Consider the following 19337-nt stretch of genomic DNA (forward strand, 5'->3'; position numbering starts at 1 on the left):
TGCGTCGTCTTCTCCAGATGTTCATGCTGGGATTGGCCTCTCTTTGGGCAGCGAGCTTTCTGGCTTTTCCCGCCGGCCTAGATGGATCCCAGCCATTGCCCCCGCGAGCGGGTGGCGAAACAACCCTTTGGAACCGCACCTCAACAGCCTACGAGCAGCCGGCCCCCAATTTGGATCCCCGCTGGGCCAGGCTGCATGCCCTGGGGGACATTGCCTTTGAGGCCAACTTTGTAGCGGCTCCAGCGCCTGTTAACCCCGGCCTTGGACCTCTGTTCAACAACAACTCCTGCGCCGGTTGTCATGTCAAAAACGGCCGCGGTCTACCCGAGAAAGGACAGCGGGTGGTTAGGGTGAGCCAGGTCGGATCCCTGGATAGAAGTGGGGATCCCCCGCCTTTTGGATGGGAGGCCATGGCTCCTTATGGCAACACTCCCCCTGTGCCTGGCATCGGCACGCAGATTCAAGAAAAGGCCGTTCGAGGCTATCGGCCAGAGGCCAAGGTGGAGTTGCACTGGGTAGAGCAGACCGGACAGTACGCCGACGGAACCACCTACAGGCTTCGTTCTCCTGTTGTGAAGCTGTTGACTCTGGAGGGATCGCCGATTGAGCCTGTCCTCATCTCCCTGCGGATCCCCCAGCCGGTGTTTGGAGCGGGCCTACTGGAAGCAGTTCCCGAGTCTGCAATCCTAGAAGCAGCCGATCCCGACGACACTGATGGGGATGGCATCTCTGGCCGCCCCAACTCTGTTTGGGATCAAGAGCAGCAGCGTCTGGTGCTGGGACGGTTTGGTTGGAAAGCCAATACCCCCAACCTCAGGCAACAAACTGCGGCCGCCTACGCCAACGACATGGGTGTCACGAATCCTCTTTTTCCGGCCGCCGATGGCAGCCAAGATATCGACGAGGACACTCTCCAAGCGACAACCGTTTACGTGCAAACCCTGGCTGTGCCTGGCCGCGTCCTTTGGCAGGATCCCCAAGTTCAGCAAGGTGAAAAGCTCTTCGTCCAAGCCCAATGCGCCAAGTGTCACCGACCAGAGCTGCACACCGGCATTCATGAGATCGCTGCCCTGGCCAACCAAGTCATCCACCCCTACACCGATTTGCTGTTGCATGACATGGGCGAAGGACTGGCAGATGGCCGCCCTGACTTTGAGGCTACGGGCCGAGAATGGCGCACCCCCCCTTTGTGGGGCATCGGCTTGTCGCAGACAGTTCTGCCCTACTCCGGCTATTTGCACGATGGCCGCGCTCTCAGCCTCGAGGAGGCCATTCTCTGGCATGGGGGAGAAGCTGAACGCTCCCGCGAGATCTTTAAAAATATGGCTGCTGAAGACAGAGAAGCCCTGCTCTATTTTCTTCGATCCCTCTAGAGCTCCGCCCATTTCCGCAGCAGGTTCGCGTAAACTTTGGAGACCAAATCAAAGTGGCGTGTCTTGCCCGATTCCTGAAACATCTGCAGCCGCACAGTCTCTAAATCAAAGAGGATCTCGCGTTCTTGCGGATCCCTAATTAGGCTTTGAACCCAACTGACGGCAGCATAGCGGATCCCGCGGGTTACAGGCTCAACTTGGTGCAAGGTCGAAGCAGGATAGAGAATCAAGGCGCCCGCCGGCAGCTTGTAGGCTCGTTCTCCTTCGCTACTCTCAATTTTTAGCGCACCACCGTCATAGTCTTCGGGGGCACTCAGAAATAGGGTAAAGGAAATATCTGTACGCATAAGCTGACGCTGATCAACCATAAGCGCATCGTCGGTATGAGTGCCGTAAGACATGCCCGCTTCGTAGCGGCTAATCAAAATAGAATGAATGAGCTTGGGCCGAGCAGCCATCTGAAACAGCAAATTGCGCTCTAGAGCTGCAAAGACAATCTCCTGAATCTTCTGGTGCTGGAGGGATCCCTTAGGAATCTGCCTATTATTTTTGACAAGCCTGGCATTCCAGCCAGCCGTCAGGGCGCCATCTACAAATTCAGCATCGGATATAATGGCCAAGGTTTGTTGCAATTCTGCTAAACTGAGAACATCGCTAATACACAAGATCATTGTCAACCTCTAAAGATCAAAACATGCAACACCTTCTATACTAGCAAAACAAAGCCTATGGAAATCATACCTGTTTCAAGCACTCCTTGAAAACCTCAAGTATCTGGCAGAGAAAGTAGAAACCCTTGGTGTTCCTTTGCCCTATGCAGCCACCTTCAGGTATTCGACAAAGAGAGCTTTGCAAGCTACTGGGCCTAGACTATAAAACTGTGGCCGAAGAAGCAAGGCACCTGGGACTGAGCACGCATGCCTACTTACAGCAAAAAACAGGCTGGATTTTGAGGAATGAGCTCTACTATCCCCCCGGCACTGCCTTTGGCGAGTCAGCAGGATCGTCTCCTACCTCCTCAGAAAAGCTACCCTCCAGCAGCAGAACCAATTCTAGGAAAAGGAAGGATATCCTCTCACTGCTGTTGTTGCTTGTTGTCCTGGTAGCTGCTATCTTGCTGGCCCGTCGCTTAGATCCAGACACAACTCGAGAGTTTATAGCAAAACTAGGCCCATGGGCACCCCTTGCTCTGATCGGATTACGCTCCTTGAGTATTATTATTCCTGCCATACCTAGCACTGTTTACTCCATCCTGGCAGGAGCACTCTTTGGATTTGGGGCAGGAATCCTTTACATTGCAATTGCCGATTTTACCTCTTGTACACTTAACTTTTACCTGGCCAGAAAGTTTGGTAGAGGCCTAGTACAGCGAATGGTTGGGCGACAATGGATGTATAAAGTCGATGCCCTTTCAGCCAACTATCTGGAAAACAATATTTTCCTTACGGCCGGGTTTTTAATGACGGGCCTATTCGACTTTGTCGCCTACGCTGCCGGCCTAACTCAAATGAAATGGCAGAACTTTCTTCTCGCGCTAGCTTTGGGCATTGCCGTCTCTACACCCCCAGTAGTAGCTCTGGGGGCAGGGATCCTAGAGCAGGGAAGGTGGCTGCTGGGCTTTGCTCTGCTGGGAATGTTTGCTTTAGCAATGCTAACCGGCTGGCTGAGTAAAAGGCGGCGTTCTTAATTTGCCTTTAATAAGGTCAGGACAAAAGCAAGGTCAGCAGTGGCTTCTAACTCCCTTCCTCAGCGCTTTGCCAATTGAATAGCCGTGTAGCCAAGGCCTGAGGCAAGCTCTAGCACTGTTTCTCCTCGGCCGAGTGCTGCGTGTGCCCCTACTGGCCTTGCGTTGCAGAGCCACTCTCAACCGGGAGTAGTGGTCTCTGACCTGGTTCAACTGCTGTCCATTCCAGTTATCCCCCTCAGAGGTGTGGGCAATATCTCTCCTACCTAAATCCACGCCCATTGCTTTGACGGCGTGCTCCGGTTCCGGCACCTCAGACTCCACGCAAATCTGGATGTAGTAAGAACCGTCTTGGCGTTTGATGAGCGTGGCCGATTTGGGATTGGTGCCTGCTAACATCCCACACTGGTAGGAGCCAACATCCAGCTCAAAACGCTCGCGTCCCTCAACGGTGGTCGGCGATACTGTCCAGTCCCTCTCACGGAAAGAGAAGATTCGGGCATCGTAGGTAACAAAAACAAAGCCAGACTTGAACGCTTTAACTGGACGATTCTTTTGCTGGGCAACCTTGCGGGCACCGGCCAACCTTCTGCATACCTGTTGGGCTAAGTTGCTGGATAGCCCAAAGCGGGTACGAATTTCGCGGTAGCAAAGAGATTGAAGCTTGACGGCGTTGACTATCTTCTCTGGCGTGTTTTGGTTGACCCAGTAAGGCCTCCGGCCCGCTGGCGCGAGGAGTGCTTGTGCAAAAGCAGACAAAGTTGCCTCTCGCTTCACGGCTTGCAAAGCAGATACCTTGAGCTTGCAGGAGATAGTCAGAACTTGGGCCACCTCACAATTATCCGTCGTCCGCTGCGTCGTCTTCTCCAGATGTTCATGCTGGGATTGGCCTCTCTTTGGGCAGCGAGCTTTCTGGCTTTTCCCGCCGGCCTAGATGGATCCCAGCCATTGTCCCCGCAAGCGGGTGGCGAAACAACCCCTTGGAAAGCACCTCAACAGCCAACAGCTCAGGCGCTCTGAGCCCATGCGCGGCCCAGGCCGAGAGAGCGGTGCCGCCTGTGCCCGTTAAAGTTTTCCGGAAGCCAAAGGGATCCGGGGGCGAAAATCCACTAGTCTATTGGCAATCTGGCTTTGGCCAGAACTGTCTAGCCAATTGCTGAGGTGCAACTGTGGAAACGGCCATCGAGTGGATTACCGCCCATGAGATTCTCGACTCCCGTGGGCAACCGACCCTAGAAGCTTTGGTGGGCCTGGCCAATGGGGCCACCGGCTTGGCCCAGGTGCCCAGTGGTGCTTCAACCGGCACTTTTGAGGCCCATGAGCTGCGGGACGGGGATCCCAAGCGCTACGGCGGCAAGGGCGTGCTGAGGGCGGTGGAAAACATTCTTGGCCCCATCCAGTCGGAGCTGCAGGGAGAAGATGCCCTCAACCAGGCCCGCATCGACCAGTTGATGATCGATCTGGATGGCACCCCCAACAAGTCGCAACTGGGAGCCAACGCCATCTTGGTGGTCTCTTTGGCCACGGCTAAGGCGGCTGCTAGTGCAGTGGGTCTGCCCTTGTACAGGTACCTGGGTGGACCCTTTGCCAACCTGCTGCCGGTACCCCTGATGAATGTACTCAACGGCGGTGCCCACGCCGATAACAACCTCGATATCCAAGAGTTCATGCTGGTGCCTAGCGGGGCACCTAGCTTTCGCGAGGCGCTGCGCTATGGGGCGGAGGTGTTTGCAGCGCTAAAACAACTGCTGCGGCAGAAGGGGCTGTCCACTGGGGTGGGGGACGAAGGCGGGTTTGCCCCCGATCTCCCCTCCAACGCAGCGGCTCTGGATCTGTTGATGACGGCCATTGAACGGGCGGGCTACAAGCCGGGGGAAGACATTGCCTTGGCCTTGGACGTGGCCGCCAACGAGCTGCTGCAGGATGGACAGTACCACTTTGAGGGCAAAGCCCGCAGTGCTGAGCAGATGGTGGACTACTACGAACAACTGCTGGCCAACTACCCCATCGTCTCTCTAGAGGATGGGCTGGCGGAGGAAGATTGGGCCGGCTGGCAGGCCATGACTGCTCGGCTGGGATCGCGGGTGCAACTGGTGGGGGACGACCTGTTTGTGACCAACCCAGCCCGGCTGCAGAAAGGCATCGACAGCGGCGCCGCCAACGCCATTTTGATCAAGCTCAACCAGATTGGCACGCTGACGGAGACCGTCTCAACCGTGCAACTGGCCGTTCAGGCGGGCTTTCGCACCATCATCAGCCACCGCTCCGGCGAAACAGAAGACACCACCATCGCCGACCTGGCGGTGGCCACCCGCGCCGGCCAGATCAAAACCGGATCCCTCTGCCGCAGCGAGCGCATTGCCAAATACAATCAACTGCTGCGCATCGAAGACGAGCTGGGGGAAGCGGCAGTCTATGCCGGTCGGGTGGGCCTGGGGCCTAGGGCTGTGCCGGCGCAGCATCGCTAGTCTGTCTGGATCCCCAGCACCTGCACCAAAAAGGCCCAGCGGTCGGCGGTCTCTTCAATGAGCTTGCTGGTGGGCTTGCCGGCCCCGTGGCCGGCTTTGGTGTCGATGCGAATGAGGATGGGCTGGGATCCCCCCTGTGCCGCCTGCAGGGCAGCAGCAAACTTGAAGCTGTGGGCCGGCACCACCCGGTCGTCGTGATCCGCTGTGGTGATCAGGGTGGCGGGATAGGCGGTGCCGGGTTTGAGGTTGTGCAGGGGGGAATAGGCGTAGAGGGCCTTGAATTCCTCGGGGTTGTCCGGGGATCCGTACTCCGAGACCCAGGCCCAGCCGATGGTGAACTTGTGGAAGCGCAGCATGTCGAACACCCCCACAGCGGGCAGGGCCGCGGCAAAGAGATCCGGCCTCTGGGTCAGGCAGGCCCCCACCAAGAGGCCGCCGTTGCTGCCGCCGGCGATGGCCAGCTTCGAGGGGTTGGTGTAGCCATGGGCGATTAGCCACTCAGCCGCGGCGATGAAGTCGTCGAAGACCTTTTGCTTGTTGAGCTTGGTGCCCGCCTGGTGCCAGGCTTCCCCATATTCGCCGCCGCCGCGCAAATTGGGCTGGGCGTAGACCCCTCCCATCTCCAACCAGGCCACCAGGCCCACCGAGAAGCTGGGGGTCAGAGAGATGCCGAAGCCGCCGTAGCCGTACAGCAAGGTGGGGTGATCCCCTGTCCGCGCTAGGCCGCGGCGGTGGACAAGGAACATGGGAATGCGGGTGCCGTCTTTGCTGGCGTAGAACGCCTGCTGCACCTCATAGGCTTGGGGATCGAAATCCACCTGCGGTTGGCGAAAGAGGGTGCTCCCGCCAGTGGTGAAGTCGTAGCGGTAGATGGTGGGCGGGGTGGTGAAGCTGGTGAAGGTGTAGAAGGTCTCAGTGTCGTAGCGCTTGCCAGCAAAGCCGCTGGCGGATCCCAGACCCGGCAGAGGGATCTCCCCCTGGTAGGTGCCGTCTAGGGCAAAGGTCTTGATCTGGGTGTGGGCGTCTTTGAGGTAGAAGGCAACAAATTGATTGTGGATGAGGCTAACCCCTTGCAGGGTCTCCTCAGCCTCAGGGATCACCTCTTGCAGGTGCCCTGGGTTGTCGAGATCAAGGGCCACCAGTCGCCGCCGCGGAGCCTGGAAGTCCGTCAGCAGCCAAAAGCGGGAGCCGTCGTTGCCAACAAAGCTGTACTCGGCCTGGAACTCGCAAATGAGCTCCACCACCGGCGAGTTGGGATCCCGTAGGTCTTTGTAGAAGAGGAGGTTTTTGGGATCCGTGCCCCGCCAGACGGAGATGATGAGGTAGTTGCCATCTTCGGTAACCCCGCCAGCAAAGCCCCACTCTTTTTGGTCGGGGCGGTGATAGATCAAGACATCTTCCGACTGGGAGGTGCCGAGGCGGTGGTAGTAGAGCTTTTGGAAGTAGTTGGTACTTTCGTACTCGCTGCCGGGGGGTGGCTCGTCGTAGCGGCTGTAGAAAAATCCCTGCCCATCCCGTGTCCAGCTGGCCCCAGAGAACTTAATCCAGCGCAGGTGATCCGGCAGGTCTTCTCCAGTTTCGATGTCCCGCACCTTCCACTCCTGCCAGTCGGAGCCGGAGCGGGAGAGGCCATAGGCTAGGTAGCGCCCGTCGCGGCTGATGGCAATGCCTGAGAGGGCTACAGTGCCGTCTTCCGAAAACGTGTTGGGATCCAGCAAAACCCGGGCTTCGCCCTCCAGGCTCTCTTGTGTATAGAGAACACTCTGGTTTTGCAGGCCGTCGTTTTTGAAGTAGAAGTAGCGGCCGCCCTCTTTGAAGGGCTGGCTGTATTTTTCGTAGTTCCAAAGTTGGGTCAGGCGCTCCAGAAGCCGCTGCCGCGCCGGGATCCGCTGCAGATAGTCAAAAGTTAGCCGGTTTTGCGCCTCGATCCAGGCCCGCGTCTGCTCAGAATCCAGATCTTCCAGCCAGCGATAGGGATCCGGCACCGGCTGCCCATGGTAGACATCGACAACGGTGGGATCCGGATGGCTGGGCGGGTAGTTAAACATAGGGACGGAGCAGCGAAAGGCCAATTCCACTATGGCAGAGGGAAGAGCCGGCAACCCACCCCAAGACCTGAGCCTCAAATGTCTGGGGGAGCAAGCCTCGCTATAGTGGAAGCCGAGTTGTGCAGGTGGGTTTCGTGCTTCAGGGTTCCCCTTCCTCTCAGCGTTCCCAGGTCGAACGGATTGGCGCCTATCCCTGCGGCCAGGGCCACTACCGCTTCTCGGTGTGGGCGCCCTTGGTCGAACACGTGGAGCTAAAAGTCATTAGCCCCGTCCAACAGGTCATCCCTCTGACCCAGGATGGGCAAGGCTACTGGCAGGGTGAAGTGGAGGGGATCCCGCCGGGGCCAGTGGACTACCTCTACCGCCTGCACACCTCAGGGGGGGTGGTGGAGCGGCCGGATCCGGCTTCCCGCTGCCAGCCCTACGGCGTCCATGGCCCTTCGCGGGTGGTGGATCCCCACTTCGACTGGCAGGATCAAGCCTGGAAGGGGATCCCGCTCTCCCAGTGGATCCTCTACGAGCTGCATGTAGGCACCTTTACCCCGGAGGGCACCTTTGCCGCCCTGATCCCCCGCCTGCCGCAACTGGTGGAGCTGGGGGTCAACGGGCTGGAGCTCATGCCGGTGGCCCAGTTTCCGGGGGAGCGCAACTGGGGCTATGACGGCGTCTACCCCTATGCCGTGCAGGTTAGCTATGGAGGAGCAGCGGGCCTGAAGGCGCTGGTCAATGCCTGCCACCAGCAGGGCTTGGCTGTCATTTTGGATGTGGTCTACAACCACCTGGGGCCGGAGGGGAACTACCTGCGGGACTTTGGCCCCTACTTTACCGACAAGTACCGCACCCCTTGGGGGGAGGCCCTCAACTTCGACGACCGCTATTCCGACGGCGTGCGGGAGTTTTTCCTGCAAAATGCCGAATACTGGCTAGAGGAGTTTCACCTGGACGGCCTGCGGCTGGACGCCGTGCATGCCATCTACGACTTCAGCGCCCACCCCTTTTTGCAGGAATTGGCAGAGCGGGTGGAGGCCCTGGAGGCGCGCACGGGCTGGCCCAGGGTTCTGGTAGCCGAAAGCGACCTCAACGACGTCCGCCTCATCACCCCCCGCGAGCAAGGGGGCTACGGCCTAGACGCCCAGTGGTGCGACGATTTCCATCACTCAGTTCACACCCTGCTTACTGGAGAAAAGACAGGCTACTACCAGGACTTTGGCCAATTGGAGCACCTGGCCAAGTCCTACCGCGAGAGCTACGTCTATTCCGGCCAGTACTCCCGCTACCGGGCCCGCCGCCACGGCAATTCCGCTCTCGCTAGGCCAGGCTCCCAGTTTGTAATCTGCATCCAAAACCACGACCAGGTGGGCAATCGCCGGCTGGGGGAACGCCTCAGCCAGCTCACCTCCTTCGCTGGCCTGAAGTTGGCCGCCGCTGCTCTGCTGCTGGCTCCCATGCTGCCACTGCTGTTTATGGGGGAAGAGTATGGGGAGGTGGCCCCGTTTCTCTACTTCATTAGCCACGGGGATCCCGACCTGGTGGAAGCGGTGCGCCAGGGACGCCGCCGCGAGTTCAGCGCCTTTGCCTGGCAGGGGGAGGTACCGGACCCGCAAGCGGAAGAGACCTTCCTGCGCTCGAAGCTCAACTGGGAACTGGGCACTGCTGGCCACCACCAGGTCTTGCGGCGGTGGTACCAAACCCTCATTCACCTGCGCAAGACCCTGCCGCCGCTGCAAAACCTGGAGCGGAGTTCGGTGGGGGTGGAGCTGTTTGCTCCAAGCGGCCTGGCCCTGCACCGCCAGCAGGGATCCCAAGCCGTTCTGGCCCTGTTTAACTTCAGCTCCGACCAAGCAGCCACCTACGCCCCATGGCCCAACGGCCGGTGGGAGAAGCTTCTAGATAGCGGCGACGCCAAGTGGCTGGGCCAGGGATCCTCCCTGCCGGCAAAAAACCAAGGGGATCCCGTTGAGGTGCCGCCCTATGGGGTGGTGGTCTACAGCCAGCCATCCCGACCGCAGCCGTAGCGCCAGGCCTCACGCCGCCGGTTCCAGAAGTAGTCTTGCGGGGCCCCTTCCAGGCGGTCGGCTAGCCTTTGCAGGAGCTCGTAGAGGCCAAGGGCGCCAAAGTGGCCCGCCCAGGCCACCAGCTCCGGCAGCCCTAGCCGGGGCAAAAGCGCGGCCACCAGGGCTGGATCTTGCCTCATCACCCCCCACAGTGCCTGGGCCAAGCCGCCAAACTGCACCACATCCTGCAAAAAGGGCCGCACCACCTGGGGGCCGGCGGCAACCATGGCTGCAAACACTCTGCTCAACAGGCGGTTAATGCTGTTGGGATCCCAGTTTTTCTCTCCCAAGGGAGGGATCATCGCCTTTTGAAAAAGCCAGGTTACCGCCAAATTGGGCTGGTAGGGCTGCAGCAGGGCCAGGGCCGCCTGCTCCAACTGCCGCTGCACCAGCGCCTCGTGGATCCCCTGCTGCAGGCGATCCAGATGGCGCAACATCGCCCCAAAGCCGCCAAAGCTCAAAGGCGACTGGCTGCCGCTGCTGTCTCCTACCGCCAAAAGGCGATCCCAGGGCAGTTGTAGCGGGCTGCGGCGGTAGGCGGGGAAGACGCCACACAGCTTGCGCACCCAGCGGATCTGGGCCAGCTCGGCCCCCTGGTAGGCAGGGAGCAGCCGGCAGTAGTCCTGCCAGAGCTTCTCCAAACTGGGTCGGCGGGGATCCCGGTCGCAGTAGGTAAAGAGATAGGTGGTGCGGCCATCGCGGGCGGGGAAGGCCTCCCAAAAGGGCTGGTAGCCCTCCTGGGCGGGGGTAAAGCTGTAGAACAGATCCCCAGTGGGTTGCTCCGGCAGCCCCTGGGCGCAGGATCCCACCACCAGACAGACACTGTCCGGCGGCTGCCCTTGGCGGGCCTGGGCCGCAATGGGGGAGCGGTGCCCCATGGCATCCAGCAGCAGTTGGGCGCTGAGCTGGCCGGTGGTGGTCTGGATGCGGATCCCATCGGGGTGGACCGTGGCGCCTAGAAACCCGGTCTGCTCCCACACTTGGCCCCCCCAGGCCAGGAAATGCTGCTTGAGGAACTCCAGCAAGCTGACCGGATCCACGCCTACGTTCAGTACCCCTTCCACCCACCAGGTGGGGCCCTCCCCAAAGCCGATGCGGCCGCGGGGGTAGTGGGTCACCTGCACCGCCTCCCACTCGGCCGGCGTCAGCAGCTCCAGCTCCAGCAGCACCTGCAGCTCCTGCCGGGAGGTGTTCCACTCCTGCTCTCGCCCCCGCAGGCTCCCCCGCTCGATGAGGATCACCCGCCAGCCCCGCTTGGCCAAAGCTGCCCCCAGGAGAATCCCCAGGGTGCCGCCGGCAATCACCACATCGGCATCCCGGCTGCCCAGGCTTTCAGAACAGCGGTGCACCACCGCCGCGGGCAACGCCGTCTGCCCCTGCCGCAGGGATCCCCACCAGGCCTCCAAGGCGGGCAGAGCTTCAGGGGGGGAGAGGAGTTCAGCCATGGTGATTTCCTCCAGGCTAGACCAGCCCGCGGCTGTGGAGGCGACGGTGGATTAAAACCAACGTATCCGCCTCGCCCACGTTGCCCGGAAACAGCACCACCGGCAGGTTGGGAAAGCGGGGGTGATCCGCCGGCGTGAGCACCATGGAGATCCCTGGGTAGATCTGCCCCAGCAGCCGCACGGCCGGCAGATTGAGGCCGAGGCTGAGGGTGTCGTTGGAGGTGATGCCGCCCTTGCTGACGAGATAGCCAATCCCCTCCGGCAGCCCCTGCACAATGGCCACCAACAAACGAGAAACCCTCTCTCCAAAGGCCAGGCGAGCCTCTGGGGTGGCACCGTCGAACCTCACTTCCTCTCGGCTGGTGTAGACCACCGGCGTTAGGCCCTGCTCGTAGGCGCGCTGGACTTGGCTCAAGAGGGCCGGCAGCAGCTCCGCTTCCCGCCCCGGTTCCAACAGGCGCTTTACCTCCACTTCAATGCCCTGGATCCCTGGCTCCTGCAACAGGCGGGCCAACTGCTGGCTGGACTTTTGCACATGGGATCCCACGATCACCACCCCTGGCCGGTCGGAGCGGACAAACTGCCCCATTTGCTCTGGCAGAACCGGCTGCGGCGGCAACTGGGCTAGAGCCGTCAAGAGGCTAGCGGCACTGCGGAACAAAAAGCGCTTCCCCTGCTCCAGAGCCGCCCAAACGTCTTGGGCAAAACGGTCCAGATCCGCTTGGGTTTCTCCATCCACCACACAGCAGACATTCCCCTCTAGACCCAAAAGCTGCTCCAGACAGCCGGCCCGGATCTGCTCCAGCGTCAATCGCACCACCTGCTCAGCCCGAATTCGCCCCTGGGTTTTCTCCTGCACATAGTCGGGCAAATAGCTGTGGTGGTAGCCGAACACCGCATCGCGGGCAAACTCCGTTTCATGCACGGGCACCCAGCGGCCCTCCACCCGCAGGTAGTGGACGCTGTCGCGGGTGATGCGCCCTCCCTCAAAAAAAGCCGGCACCAGAAAATGGGCATCAAAAGGCCCCAGCTCCGCCGCCATGACATCGGTTTCCAAGGGGTAGTGCCCGCGCAGCGTCGAGTCGGAGCGGCTGACAAAGAGGGCCCGCTCCCACCCCAGCTCCCCCATGGCCTGCTTGAGGGCCCGGCAGACCGACCGCGTCACCTCGGCAGCCTTGGCCGGCGGCAGGGATCGCGTGTTGGTGAGAATGAAGCGAATTGGCGAGCCATCCTGCAGGCCCAGCTTGAGTGTTTCCACATCCCAGCGGGTCAGCAGCAGGCAACTGTGCACGGTCTGGGATCCGGTGGGATCATCATCCAGCACGACAATGGGGGGACGAGTCATCGGAGTTTCTCAGTCGAGAACAACAGCACAGCCCTACGCCTCCAGACGGAGACAACCTCACAACACCCCACCTGCCCGCACCCCCTCCTTATGATCCTCTCCCAAATTGGCCGCTCCCTCGATCCCCATCCTGTTTTTTTCTCTTTTTGAAGAGAAGTTTGCCATGATTGAGATCTACCGGTGCAATTGACTGTCTTTGCGAGCCGCTAATGGGGGCAGCCACTCCCTCCCACCTACATCCATGGGGAAAAAGCCATGGGGCAAGCTGAGCTGCAACTTCAGATCAAGCGGATTCAGCAGGACGTGCTGCGCATGGGGGCGCTGGCGGAAAAATCGCTGGTCTTGGCTCAGCAGGCTCTGTTTGAGCAGAACTTGGCCGCTGCCGAACAGGCCATCTCCCAAGACAAGCAAATTGACCGTTTTTATCGTCAAATCGAGAAAGATTGTATTAGCTTGATCGCCTTGCGCTCGCCGGTGGCACAAGATCTGCGCTGGATCAGCGCCCTGATGCAACTGGTGCGGGATCTGGAGCGGATTGGCGACTACGCCAAAGACTTGGCCGAAGTGGCCTTGCGTTTGGCTCTCTACCCGCCGCCGCCGGAGCTGAGGCACATTCGCGTGATGATGCAGCGCTGCCAGAAAATGCTCAGCCATAGCCTGGCGGCCCTGACGGAATTGGATGCCGAGCTGGGCCGACAACTGAAGCGGGAAGACGACGCCGTTGATGAAGACTACACCAACCTCTACAATACGTTGGCGCAGCAGTCTGACATCAGGGGATCGATCGAGCCTATCCTGTTGATGTTGCTGGCGATCCGCTACCTGGAGCGTTTGGCCGACCACTGCACCAATATCGGTCAGCGGGTAGCCTTTATCGTCACCGGCCACCGCGACTAACCCAAGTGGCTGCGCCTGCCCCTCGATCGCGGCTCCCATTCCCCCCGCTTCTTTCCCTTTTTGCCGATACCCGCAATGGATTTCTCTCGGATTTTTCATCACTTTTTCTCTCAACCTGCCGAGCAATGGATCGATAAAGACGTGCTGCTTGCCCTCCTGCCAGCCTCAGACCCAGAAGCGCAGGAAATGCTTGAGATTGCCCTCGATGGTCTGGTGCGGGCGGGATTTCTCGAATGCACAGGGGATCCGCCTCGCTATCGGCGTAAGCCGGATGAATCCTTGGTGGTGGGGCGTTTGCGCTGTTCCAGCAAGGGTTTTTGCTTTGCCGTTCGGGATGAACCGGGGGCAGAGGATGTGTACATCCACGGCAGCAACCTCAGCGGCGCTTGGAACGGCGACCAAGTGATAGCCCGGATTACCAAAGAAGGCAATCGCCGCCGCAGCCCAGAGGGAGAGGTGGTGGCTGTTGTGGAACGGGCCAATCCCACCCTGGTGGGCCGCCTCAAACAGACGGAAGAAGGTTTCCGGGTGGTGCCTCTGGACGACCGGCTGCTGTTCGAGCTGGCCTTGACGGAGGGCTCCCCTGCCGAGCTGGCGGAAGGTCGGGTGGCCTATGTGGAAGTGGAGCGCTACCCGCTGGGCAACCTGCCCCCCGTGGGCACGATTCGCAAGATCTTGGGCAATGGCCCGGAGGCGTCCATCGATGCAGATCTGGTCTGTTGCAAGTACGACCTGCCCCAGGAGTTTCCCCCGGCGGTGCTAGAAGCTGCAGCCGCCCTGCCCAAAAAGCTGAGCCGCTCCGACCAAAAGGGCCGTCGCGATCTGCGGGATTGGTTTTGCATCACACTGGAGCCGCTGGACTTGCAGCACCCCCACGGCCTCGAGCCCAACGTGGCTGTCTCCCTGCAGCGGCAAGAAGAGGGCCACTGGCTACTGGGGGTGCACATTGCCGACGTAGCCCACTGGCTGGATCCGGATCACCCGCTGGAGCAGGAGGCGCAGCGGCGCACCGCCACGGTTTACCTGGATAGCGTGGTGCTGCCCCTTTTTCCGCCGGAAGTGCACAGCCGCCTGGCTCTGTTGCCGCAGCAGGAGCGCTTGGCCTATTCGTTGCTGTTAACCATCGACTCAGACGGGGTGGTACAAAGCTTCGAGATCCATCCCAGCCTGGTGCAGTCGCGGGCTCACCTCTCCTATGGCCAGGTGCAGGCCCTCTTGGCCACCGCTGCAGATCTGGGCCCTGAGGAGGAGGTGCCAGAATTGATGGCCCTGCTGCAAAACCTGCTCCGCCTCAGCCAAATCCTGCGGGTCAAACGTCACCAAGCGGGCGGCTTTGACCTGCCTCTGTTGGATTTGCTCACCCCCCACTCCGCTGACGAGAGCGGCTACGGCCCCCTTTTGATCAGCGATCGCCTCGGCGCCCACGCCCTCATGACCGAGGTGCTGCTGCTGGCCAACCAAACCCTGGGCCACCACCTGCGCCAATTGGGGATCCCTTCTTTGGCTCGCGTGCAGAAGCCCCCCACCGCTGAGGCCCTGCAGAACTTCCTGCGCCTGGCCAACGCCATGAAGCTGGATCTGAACTTGCAGGAGCCGGAGACCGTAACGCTGGCCGATTGGCAGCGGATCTGTGCCCGCATCACCGCCCCCGATGTGTTGGCCGCAGGGACTAGCCCAGCCTTGGTGGCCCAGTTGTTGGCTACTCTGCCCCCCGTCGAGTATTGCCTGCAGCCTTTACAGGAGCCCCTCGGACATTTTGGCCTTGGCCTCAAAGAGCCCTACGCCTCTTTTACTGCCCCTTTGCGCCGCTATGCCGACTTGCTGAATTTGCGTGCTCTGCACCTGGCCTTGAGCAAAGGACGGGATCGCCGCAGCCCGCGCTCCAAAACCGTGGTGGATCTGCACGGCCCCGGCGGCTACGACCAAATTGATTGGCAGGTGCTGCCGCCAAAAGTGCATGAGGAGTGGCAGGCCTTTCTCCAAGCGCAACTGCCCAAAATCCAGGCGGGATATCAGCTCCATCAACAGGCAGAGCGGGAGCTGATGGGCTTGAAGCGGTGCGAGTTCATGCAGAAACACCTGGGGGAGACCTTCCCCGGCCTGATTGTCAGCGTCCAGAACTACGGCTTTTTTGTGCAGGTGGATCCCATCTTGGCGGAAGGTTTGGTGCGGGTGAGCACCCTGAAAAACGATTGGTACGAGTACCGCAAACAAGCCCTGGTGGGGCGAAAAACCCGGCGCCAGTTCCGCCTGGGGGATCGGGTGGAGGTGCAGATAAAGAACGTGGATTACTACCGTCAGCAAATTGACCTGACAGTGGTAGGCGAAGGGCGGCCCTATGAGGAGGAGGAATAAGGCGGGGATCCCTCCATCGATCGAGGGCAAAGGGGGCGGTTGTTGCGAACTCTGGCGCGGCCAAAATGGGCGATACCTGAATTATCGGGATCCCTTTTCCCAAGCGGGGGCTGAGATGTCCGCTTCCCCTGCTGTCTTCCTATACACTGTAGTAAAAAACCTGTCGAACTTCTATGCAGCCCACCAATCCCAACCAATTTACCGAGAAAGCCTGGAGCGCCATTGTCCAATCCCAAGATGTAGCTCGGCGGCACCAGCAGCAACAGTTGGAAACCGAGCACCTGCTGATCTCCCTTCTGGATCAGGAGGGAGGGCTTACCCAGACCATTTTGCAGCGGGCCGGCATCGATCCAAGGCTGGTGCGGGATAGAGTGGAAAGCTTTATCAACCAGCAGCCCAAGCTGGCGCGGGTGGATCAGCTCTACCTGGGCCGCGGCCTGGAGACCACGCTGGATCGGGCTGAAGAGTTTCGCAAAGAATACGAAGACGACTTCATTTCGGTAGAGCACTTGCTTTTGGGATCCCTGGACGATGAGCGGGTGGGCAAGCGGGTTCTAGCACCCCTAGGTTTGACCGTCGAGCGCCTCAAACCCGTTATCCAACAAGTGCGGGGCAAACAGCGGGTTACCGACAAAAACCCTGAGTCCCGCTACGAGGCCCTGGAGCGCTATGGCCGCGACTTGACCAAGGCCGCCCGCGAAGGGAAGCTGGATCCGGTGATCGGGCGGGACGACGAGATCCGCCGCGTCGTTCAGGTGCTCTCCCGCCGTACCAAAAACAACCCGGTGCTCATCGGCGAACCCGGCGTGGGGAAAACCGCCATTGTCGAAGGTCTCGCTCAACGCATCAACCGGGGAGATGTGCCGGAGTCGTTGAAAAACCGGCGGGTGATCGCCCTGGACATGGGCGCCTTGATTGCCGGCGCCAAGTACCGCGGTGAATTTGAAGACCGCCTCAAAGCTGTGCTCAAGGAGGTTACCGAATCGGAAGGGCAGATCATCCTCTTCATTGACGAGCTGCACACGGTTGTCGGGGCGGGGGCTGCCGAGGGGGCGATGGATGCTGGCAACCTGCTCAAGCCGATGCTGGCCCGGGGCGAATTGCGCTGCATTGGCGCCACCACCCTAGATGAGTACCGCAAACACATCGAAAAAGACGCCGCTCTCGAGCGCCGCTTCCAGCCGGTGTATGTGGATCAGCCCTCCGTAGAAGACACCATCTCCATCCTGCGCGGCCTCAAAGAGCGCTACGAGCTGCACCACGGGGTCAAGATCAGCGACTCGGCCTTGGTGGCGGCAGCCGTTCTCTCCAACCGCTACATCTCCGAGCGCTTTTTGCCTGACAAGGCCATCGACCTGGTGGATGAAGCGGCGGCCAAGCTCAAGATGGAGATTACCTCCAAGCCCGTTGAGCTGGACGAGATTGACCGGCGCATCATGCAACTGCAGATGGAGGAGCTCTCCCTTAAGAAGGAAGACGACCCCGCCTCCAAGGAGCGCCTGGGCAAAATTGAGCAGGAGCTGGCCAACCTGATGGAGCGGCAGCGGGAGCTGAGTGCCCGTTGGCAGATGGAAAAAGACGCCATCGAGCGGCTGCAAAGCCTCAAAGCTGAGCGGGATGCCGTCAAGCTGCAGATTGAACAGGCAGAACAAAAATATGACCTCAACCGCGCTGCCGAGCTCAAATACGGCAAGCTGATGGAGCTGGAGCGGCAGATCCAAGAGCAGGAGGCCCACCTGGCCAAGCTGCAGGCCAACGGCGAGCCCTTGTTGCGGGAGCAGGTGACCCCCGAAGACATTGCCGAGATCGTCTCCCGCTGGACCGGGATCCCGGTCACCAGCTTGATGGAGTCGGAAAAGCAAAAGCTGCTGCGCCTGGAAGCCCACTTGCACCAGCGGGTGGTGGGCCAGGACGAAGCGGTAGCCGCCGTAGCCGCTGCCATTCGGCGGGCCCGGGCCGGCCTCAAGGATCCCAACCGACCCATCGGCTCGTTCCTGTTCATGGGGCCCACCGGCGTCGGGAAGACCGAGCTGGCTCGCGCCTTGGCGGAGTTCCTCTTCGATACCTCCGAGGCGATGGTGCGCATCGACATGTCCGAGTACATGGAGAAGCACTCTGTCTCCCGCTTGATTGGGGCTCCGCCGGGCTATGTGGGCTACGAAGAAGGGGGGCAGCTCTCGGAAGCGGTGCGGCGCCGTCCCTACTCGGTGGTGCTCTTTGACGAGGTGGAGAAAGCTCACCCCGATGTCTTCAACATCCTGCTGCAGGTGCTGGACGATGGCCGCATCACCGACTCCCAGGGGCGGACGGTGGACTTCAAGAACACCATCATCATCATGACCAGCAACATCGGCAGCGAGCTGATTCTGGAAATCGGGGGCGATGAGAGCCGCTACGAGGAGATGAAAACTCAGGTGCTGGCCATGCTGCGGCACCACTTCCGGCCGGAGTTCCTCAACCGCGTGGATGAACTCATCATCTTCCACGCCCTCACCAAAGCGCAGATTCGCCAGATCGTCAGCCTGCAGATGCGGCGGGTGGAGCAGTTGCTGGCGGATCAGCAGATTGAGATTGTCCTCACCGAAGAGGCCAAGGACTACCTGGCCGAGCTGGGCTACGATCCCGTGTTTGGGGCCCGACCCCTCAAGCGGGTCATCCAGCGGGAGATCGAAAACCCCCTCGCCACCAAGCTGCTGGAAAACGAGTTCCTGCCCGGCGACCGCATCCTGGTGGATGTGGCCAACGAGCGGCTGGTCTTCCGCAAGATTGGCTCTCAGCCCAGCCAAGAGCCGCCTGCTGCCGTAGCCGTCAGCTAAGTTGGTTAGAGGCTAATTACCTGGTCAGGTGGGTTGTCTTTTAAGGCCGCGTAGAGGTCGGGGAAGCAGCCCACCTGTACGCCTTTGACCACATTCTTGGGAACGCAATAGCCCGGCTCCTTGCGCCCCTGGCCCTTTGAGTCGCACCACTTGGGTTCCCCTTCCGCCAGGTTGCGCTCCAGGGCGCACAGGTCACACATCATCAGCAAAATCTTTTGCGCTTCGGCAATCTTGGCCAGGCGCTCGCCAATGGGATCCCCCTGCCGCAAGACAAAGCAGTTGTCGTCAAAAAAGAACATGCCCACCACTTCCGCGCCGTGTACCCCCGCTTCTAGCTGCGGCAGGATCATCTGGCCCAGCTTGTAGGTGCCGCCGCGAGGAGTGATGAAGACGTAGGCAACTTTCATGGCCGCTCCTTAGGTGTTTTCCAACTTGATTATCATCGATTATCGCTTTCAAAGTAGCACAGCTTACTGAAAGGGCGTAAGACACTCCCCAAGCATTCCTCGCCACTATCCTCGCCCCCAGCCCCTCTCCCAGCCCTCACCCCCGGCCCCTCTCCCAGAGGGAGAGGGGAGTTAGAGCGGCGCGTTCGCGACAGCGTTGCGTAGCAATAACGACGTAACGAACCGTTTCATTGCTATTTGAAATGACTATAAGACTATAAACTGAGATGGGATCTGGAGCTCTGCTCCTCTTGCCTAGGCAGGGAGAAGCCGAAGCAGCTCAGTGTTCAACCGCCATCTTGAAAGGTTTGAAAGGTGCAACCTCGAAGGGGATCCCCCTAGCGCCGAAAGGTTAGCGCCTGGCCGCGCACCGAGGGATCCACCTGACCGTTTTGAAAGGCGATCT

Annotated in this window: 12 protein-coding genes and 1 pseudogene; 7 read left to right on the plus strand and 6 right to left on the minus strand. The window is 60.3% G+C overall.

The genetic code is table 11. The features are described 5' to 3' along the window. A partial coding sequence (locus NW863_RS01805; RefSeq protein ID WP_414364058.1) for a di-heme oxidoredictase family protein occupies window positions 1-1373 on the plus strand: 1373 nt, incomplete at its 5' end. Here the strand turns inward: NW863_RS01805 and NW863_RS01810 are convergent. Then, window positions 1370-2044 carry a Fe2+-dependent dioxygenase gene (locus tag NW863_RS01810; protein ID WP_414364059.1) on the minus strand — a complete coding sequence of 225 codons (675 nt, stop codon included), beginning with the start codon at window positions 2042-2044 and terminating at the stop codon, window positions 1370-1372. The genes NW863_RS01805 and NW863_RS01810 overlap by 4 nt on opposite strands. 413 nt (window positions 2045-2457) lie before the next feature. Here NW863_RS01810 and NW863_RS01815 point away from each other — a divergent pair, with 413 nt between their 5' ends. Next, window positions 2458-3060, plus strand: coding sequence for a TVP38/TMEM64 family protein (locus NW863_RS01815; protein WP_414364060.1), 603 nt, complete (start codon window positions 2458-2460; stop codon window positions 3058-3060). A 123-nt stretch (window positions 3061-3183) separates the two neighbouring features. Here the strand turns inward: NW863_RS01815 and NW863_RS01820 are convergent. Further along, a pseudogene (locus NW863_RS01820) lies at window positions 3184-3888 on the minus strand (RNA-guided endonuclease TnpB family protein); the annotation flags it as partial. A gap of 338 nt (window positions 3889-4226) precedes the next feature. Between NW863_RS01820 and eno the strand changes: the two are divergent. Next, on the plus strand, window positions 4227-5525 hold the full coding sequence (gene eno, locus NW863_RS01825; protein ID WP_414364061.1) for a phosphopyruvate hydratase: 1299 nt from the start codon (window positions 4227-4229) through the stop codon (window positions 5523-5525). Here the strand turns inward: eno and NW863_RS01830 are convergent. Next, entirely contained in the window at window positions 5522-7573 is a 2052-nt protein-coding gene (locus NW863_RS01830) for a prolyl oligopeptidase family serine peptidase (protein WP_414364062.1), read from the minus strand. The genes eno and NW863_RS01830 overlap by 4 nt on opposite strands. A 134-nt stretch (window positions 7574-7707) precedes the next feature. On the opposite strand from NW863_RS01830, the gene treZ reads away from it, so the two are divergent. Next, on the plus strand, window positions 7708-9588 hold the full coding sequence (treZ, locus tag NW863_RS01835) for a malto-oligosyltrehalose trehalohydrolase (RefSeq protein ID WP_414364063.1): 1881 nt from the start codon (window positions 7708-7710) through the stop codon (window positions 9586-9588). Here treZ and NW863_RS01840 read toward each other — a convergent pair. After that, on the minus strand, window positions 9558-11072 hold the full coding sequence (locus tag NW863_RS01840; protein WP_414364064.1) for an FAD-binding oxidoreductase: 1515 nt from the start codon (window positions 11070-11072) through the stop codon (window positions 9558-9560). The two genes, treZ and NW863_RS01840, sit on opposite strands and share 31 nt — an antisense overlap. 16 nt (window positions 11073-11088) lie before the next feature. Further along, window positions 11089-12417, minus strand: a complete 1329-nt coding sequence (locus NW863_RS01845) for a four-carbon acid sugar kinase family protein (RefSeq protein ID WP_414364065.1) — start codon at window positions 12415-12417, stop codon at window positions 11089-11091. Window positions 12418-12672: 255 nt separating this feature from the next. Here NW863_RS01845 and phoU point away from each other — a divergent pair, with 255 nt between their 5' ends. From phoU to clpB, 3 genes are all read left to right on the plus strand, one after another. Next, window positions 12673-13314, plus strand: coding sequence for a phosphate signaling complex protein PhoU (phoU, locus tag NW863_RS01850; RefSeq protein WP_414364066.1), 642 nt, complete (start codon window positions 12673-12675; stop codon window positions 13312-13314). A 141-nt stretch (window positions 13315-13455) separates the two neighbouring features. Continuing rightward, window positions 13456-15669 carry a ribonuclease R family protein gene (locus tag NW863_RS01855; protein ID WP_414364067.1) on the plus strand — a complete coding sequence of 738 codons (2214 nt, stop codon included), beginning with the start codon at window positions 13456-13458 and terminating at the stop codon, window positions 15667-15669. Between the two features lie 173 nt (window positions 15670-15842). Next, the gene (gene clpB, locus NW863_RS01860; RefSeq protein ID WP_414364068.1) at window positions 15843-18485 is read left to right on the plus strand and encodes an ATP-dependent chaperone ClpB; all 2643 of its coding nucleotides are present in this window, start codon (window positions 15843-15845) and stop codon (window positions 18483-18485) included. A gap of 5 nt (window positions 18486-18490) precedes the next feature. On the opposite strand, the gene NW863_RS01865 is transcribed toward clpB, so the two are convergent. After that, entirely contained in the window at window positions 18491-18892 is a 402-nt protein-coding gene (locus NW863_RS01865; RefSeq protein WP_414364069.1) for a SaoD/DsrE family protein, read from the minus strand. Window positions 18893-19337: the final 445 nt, after the last annotated feature.

The sequence above is a fragment of the Synechococcus sp. B60.1 genome, assembly GCF_047462555.1.
In the GTDB taxonomy this organism is placed as follows: domain Bacteria; phylum Cyanobacteriota; class Cyanobacteriia; order Thermostichales; family Thermostichaceae; genus Thermostichus.

Bases quoted from the DNA above. Each gene is read 5' to 3' on its own strand.
- NW863_RS01845 (WP_414364065.1), bottom strand. From the start codon at position 12,417: ATGACTCGTCCCCCCATTGTCGTGCTGGATGATGATCCCACCGGATCC.
- NW863_RS01830 (WP_414364062.1), bottom strand. From the start codon at position 7,573: ATGTTTAACTACCCGCCCAGCCATCCGGATCCCACCGTTGTCGATGTC.
- NW863_RS01865 (WP_414364069.1), bottom strand. From the start codon at position 18,892: ATGAAAGTTGCCTACGTCTTCATCACTCCTCGCGGCGGCACCTACAAG.
- phoU (WP_414364066.1), top strand. From the start codon at position 12,673: ATGGGGCAAGCTGAGCTGCAACTTCAGATCAAGCGGATTCAGCAGGAC.
- NW863_RS01840 (WP_414364064.1), bottom strand. From the start codon at position 11,072: ATGGCTGAACTCCTCTCCCCCCCTGAAGCTCTGCCCGCCTTGGAGGCC.
- clpB (WP_414364068.1), top strand. From the start codon at position 15,843: ATGCAGCCCACCAATCCCAACCAATTTACCGAGAAAGCCTGGAGCGCC.
- NW863_RS01810 (WP_414364059.1), bottom strand. From the start codon at position 2,044: ATGATCTTGTGTATTAGCGATGTTCTCAGTTTAGCAGAATTGCAACAA.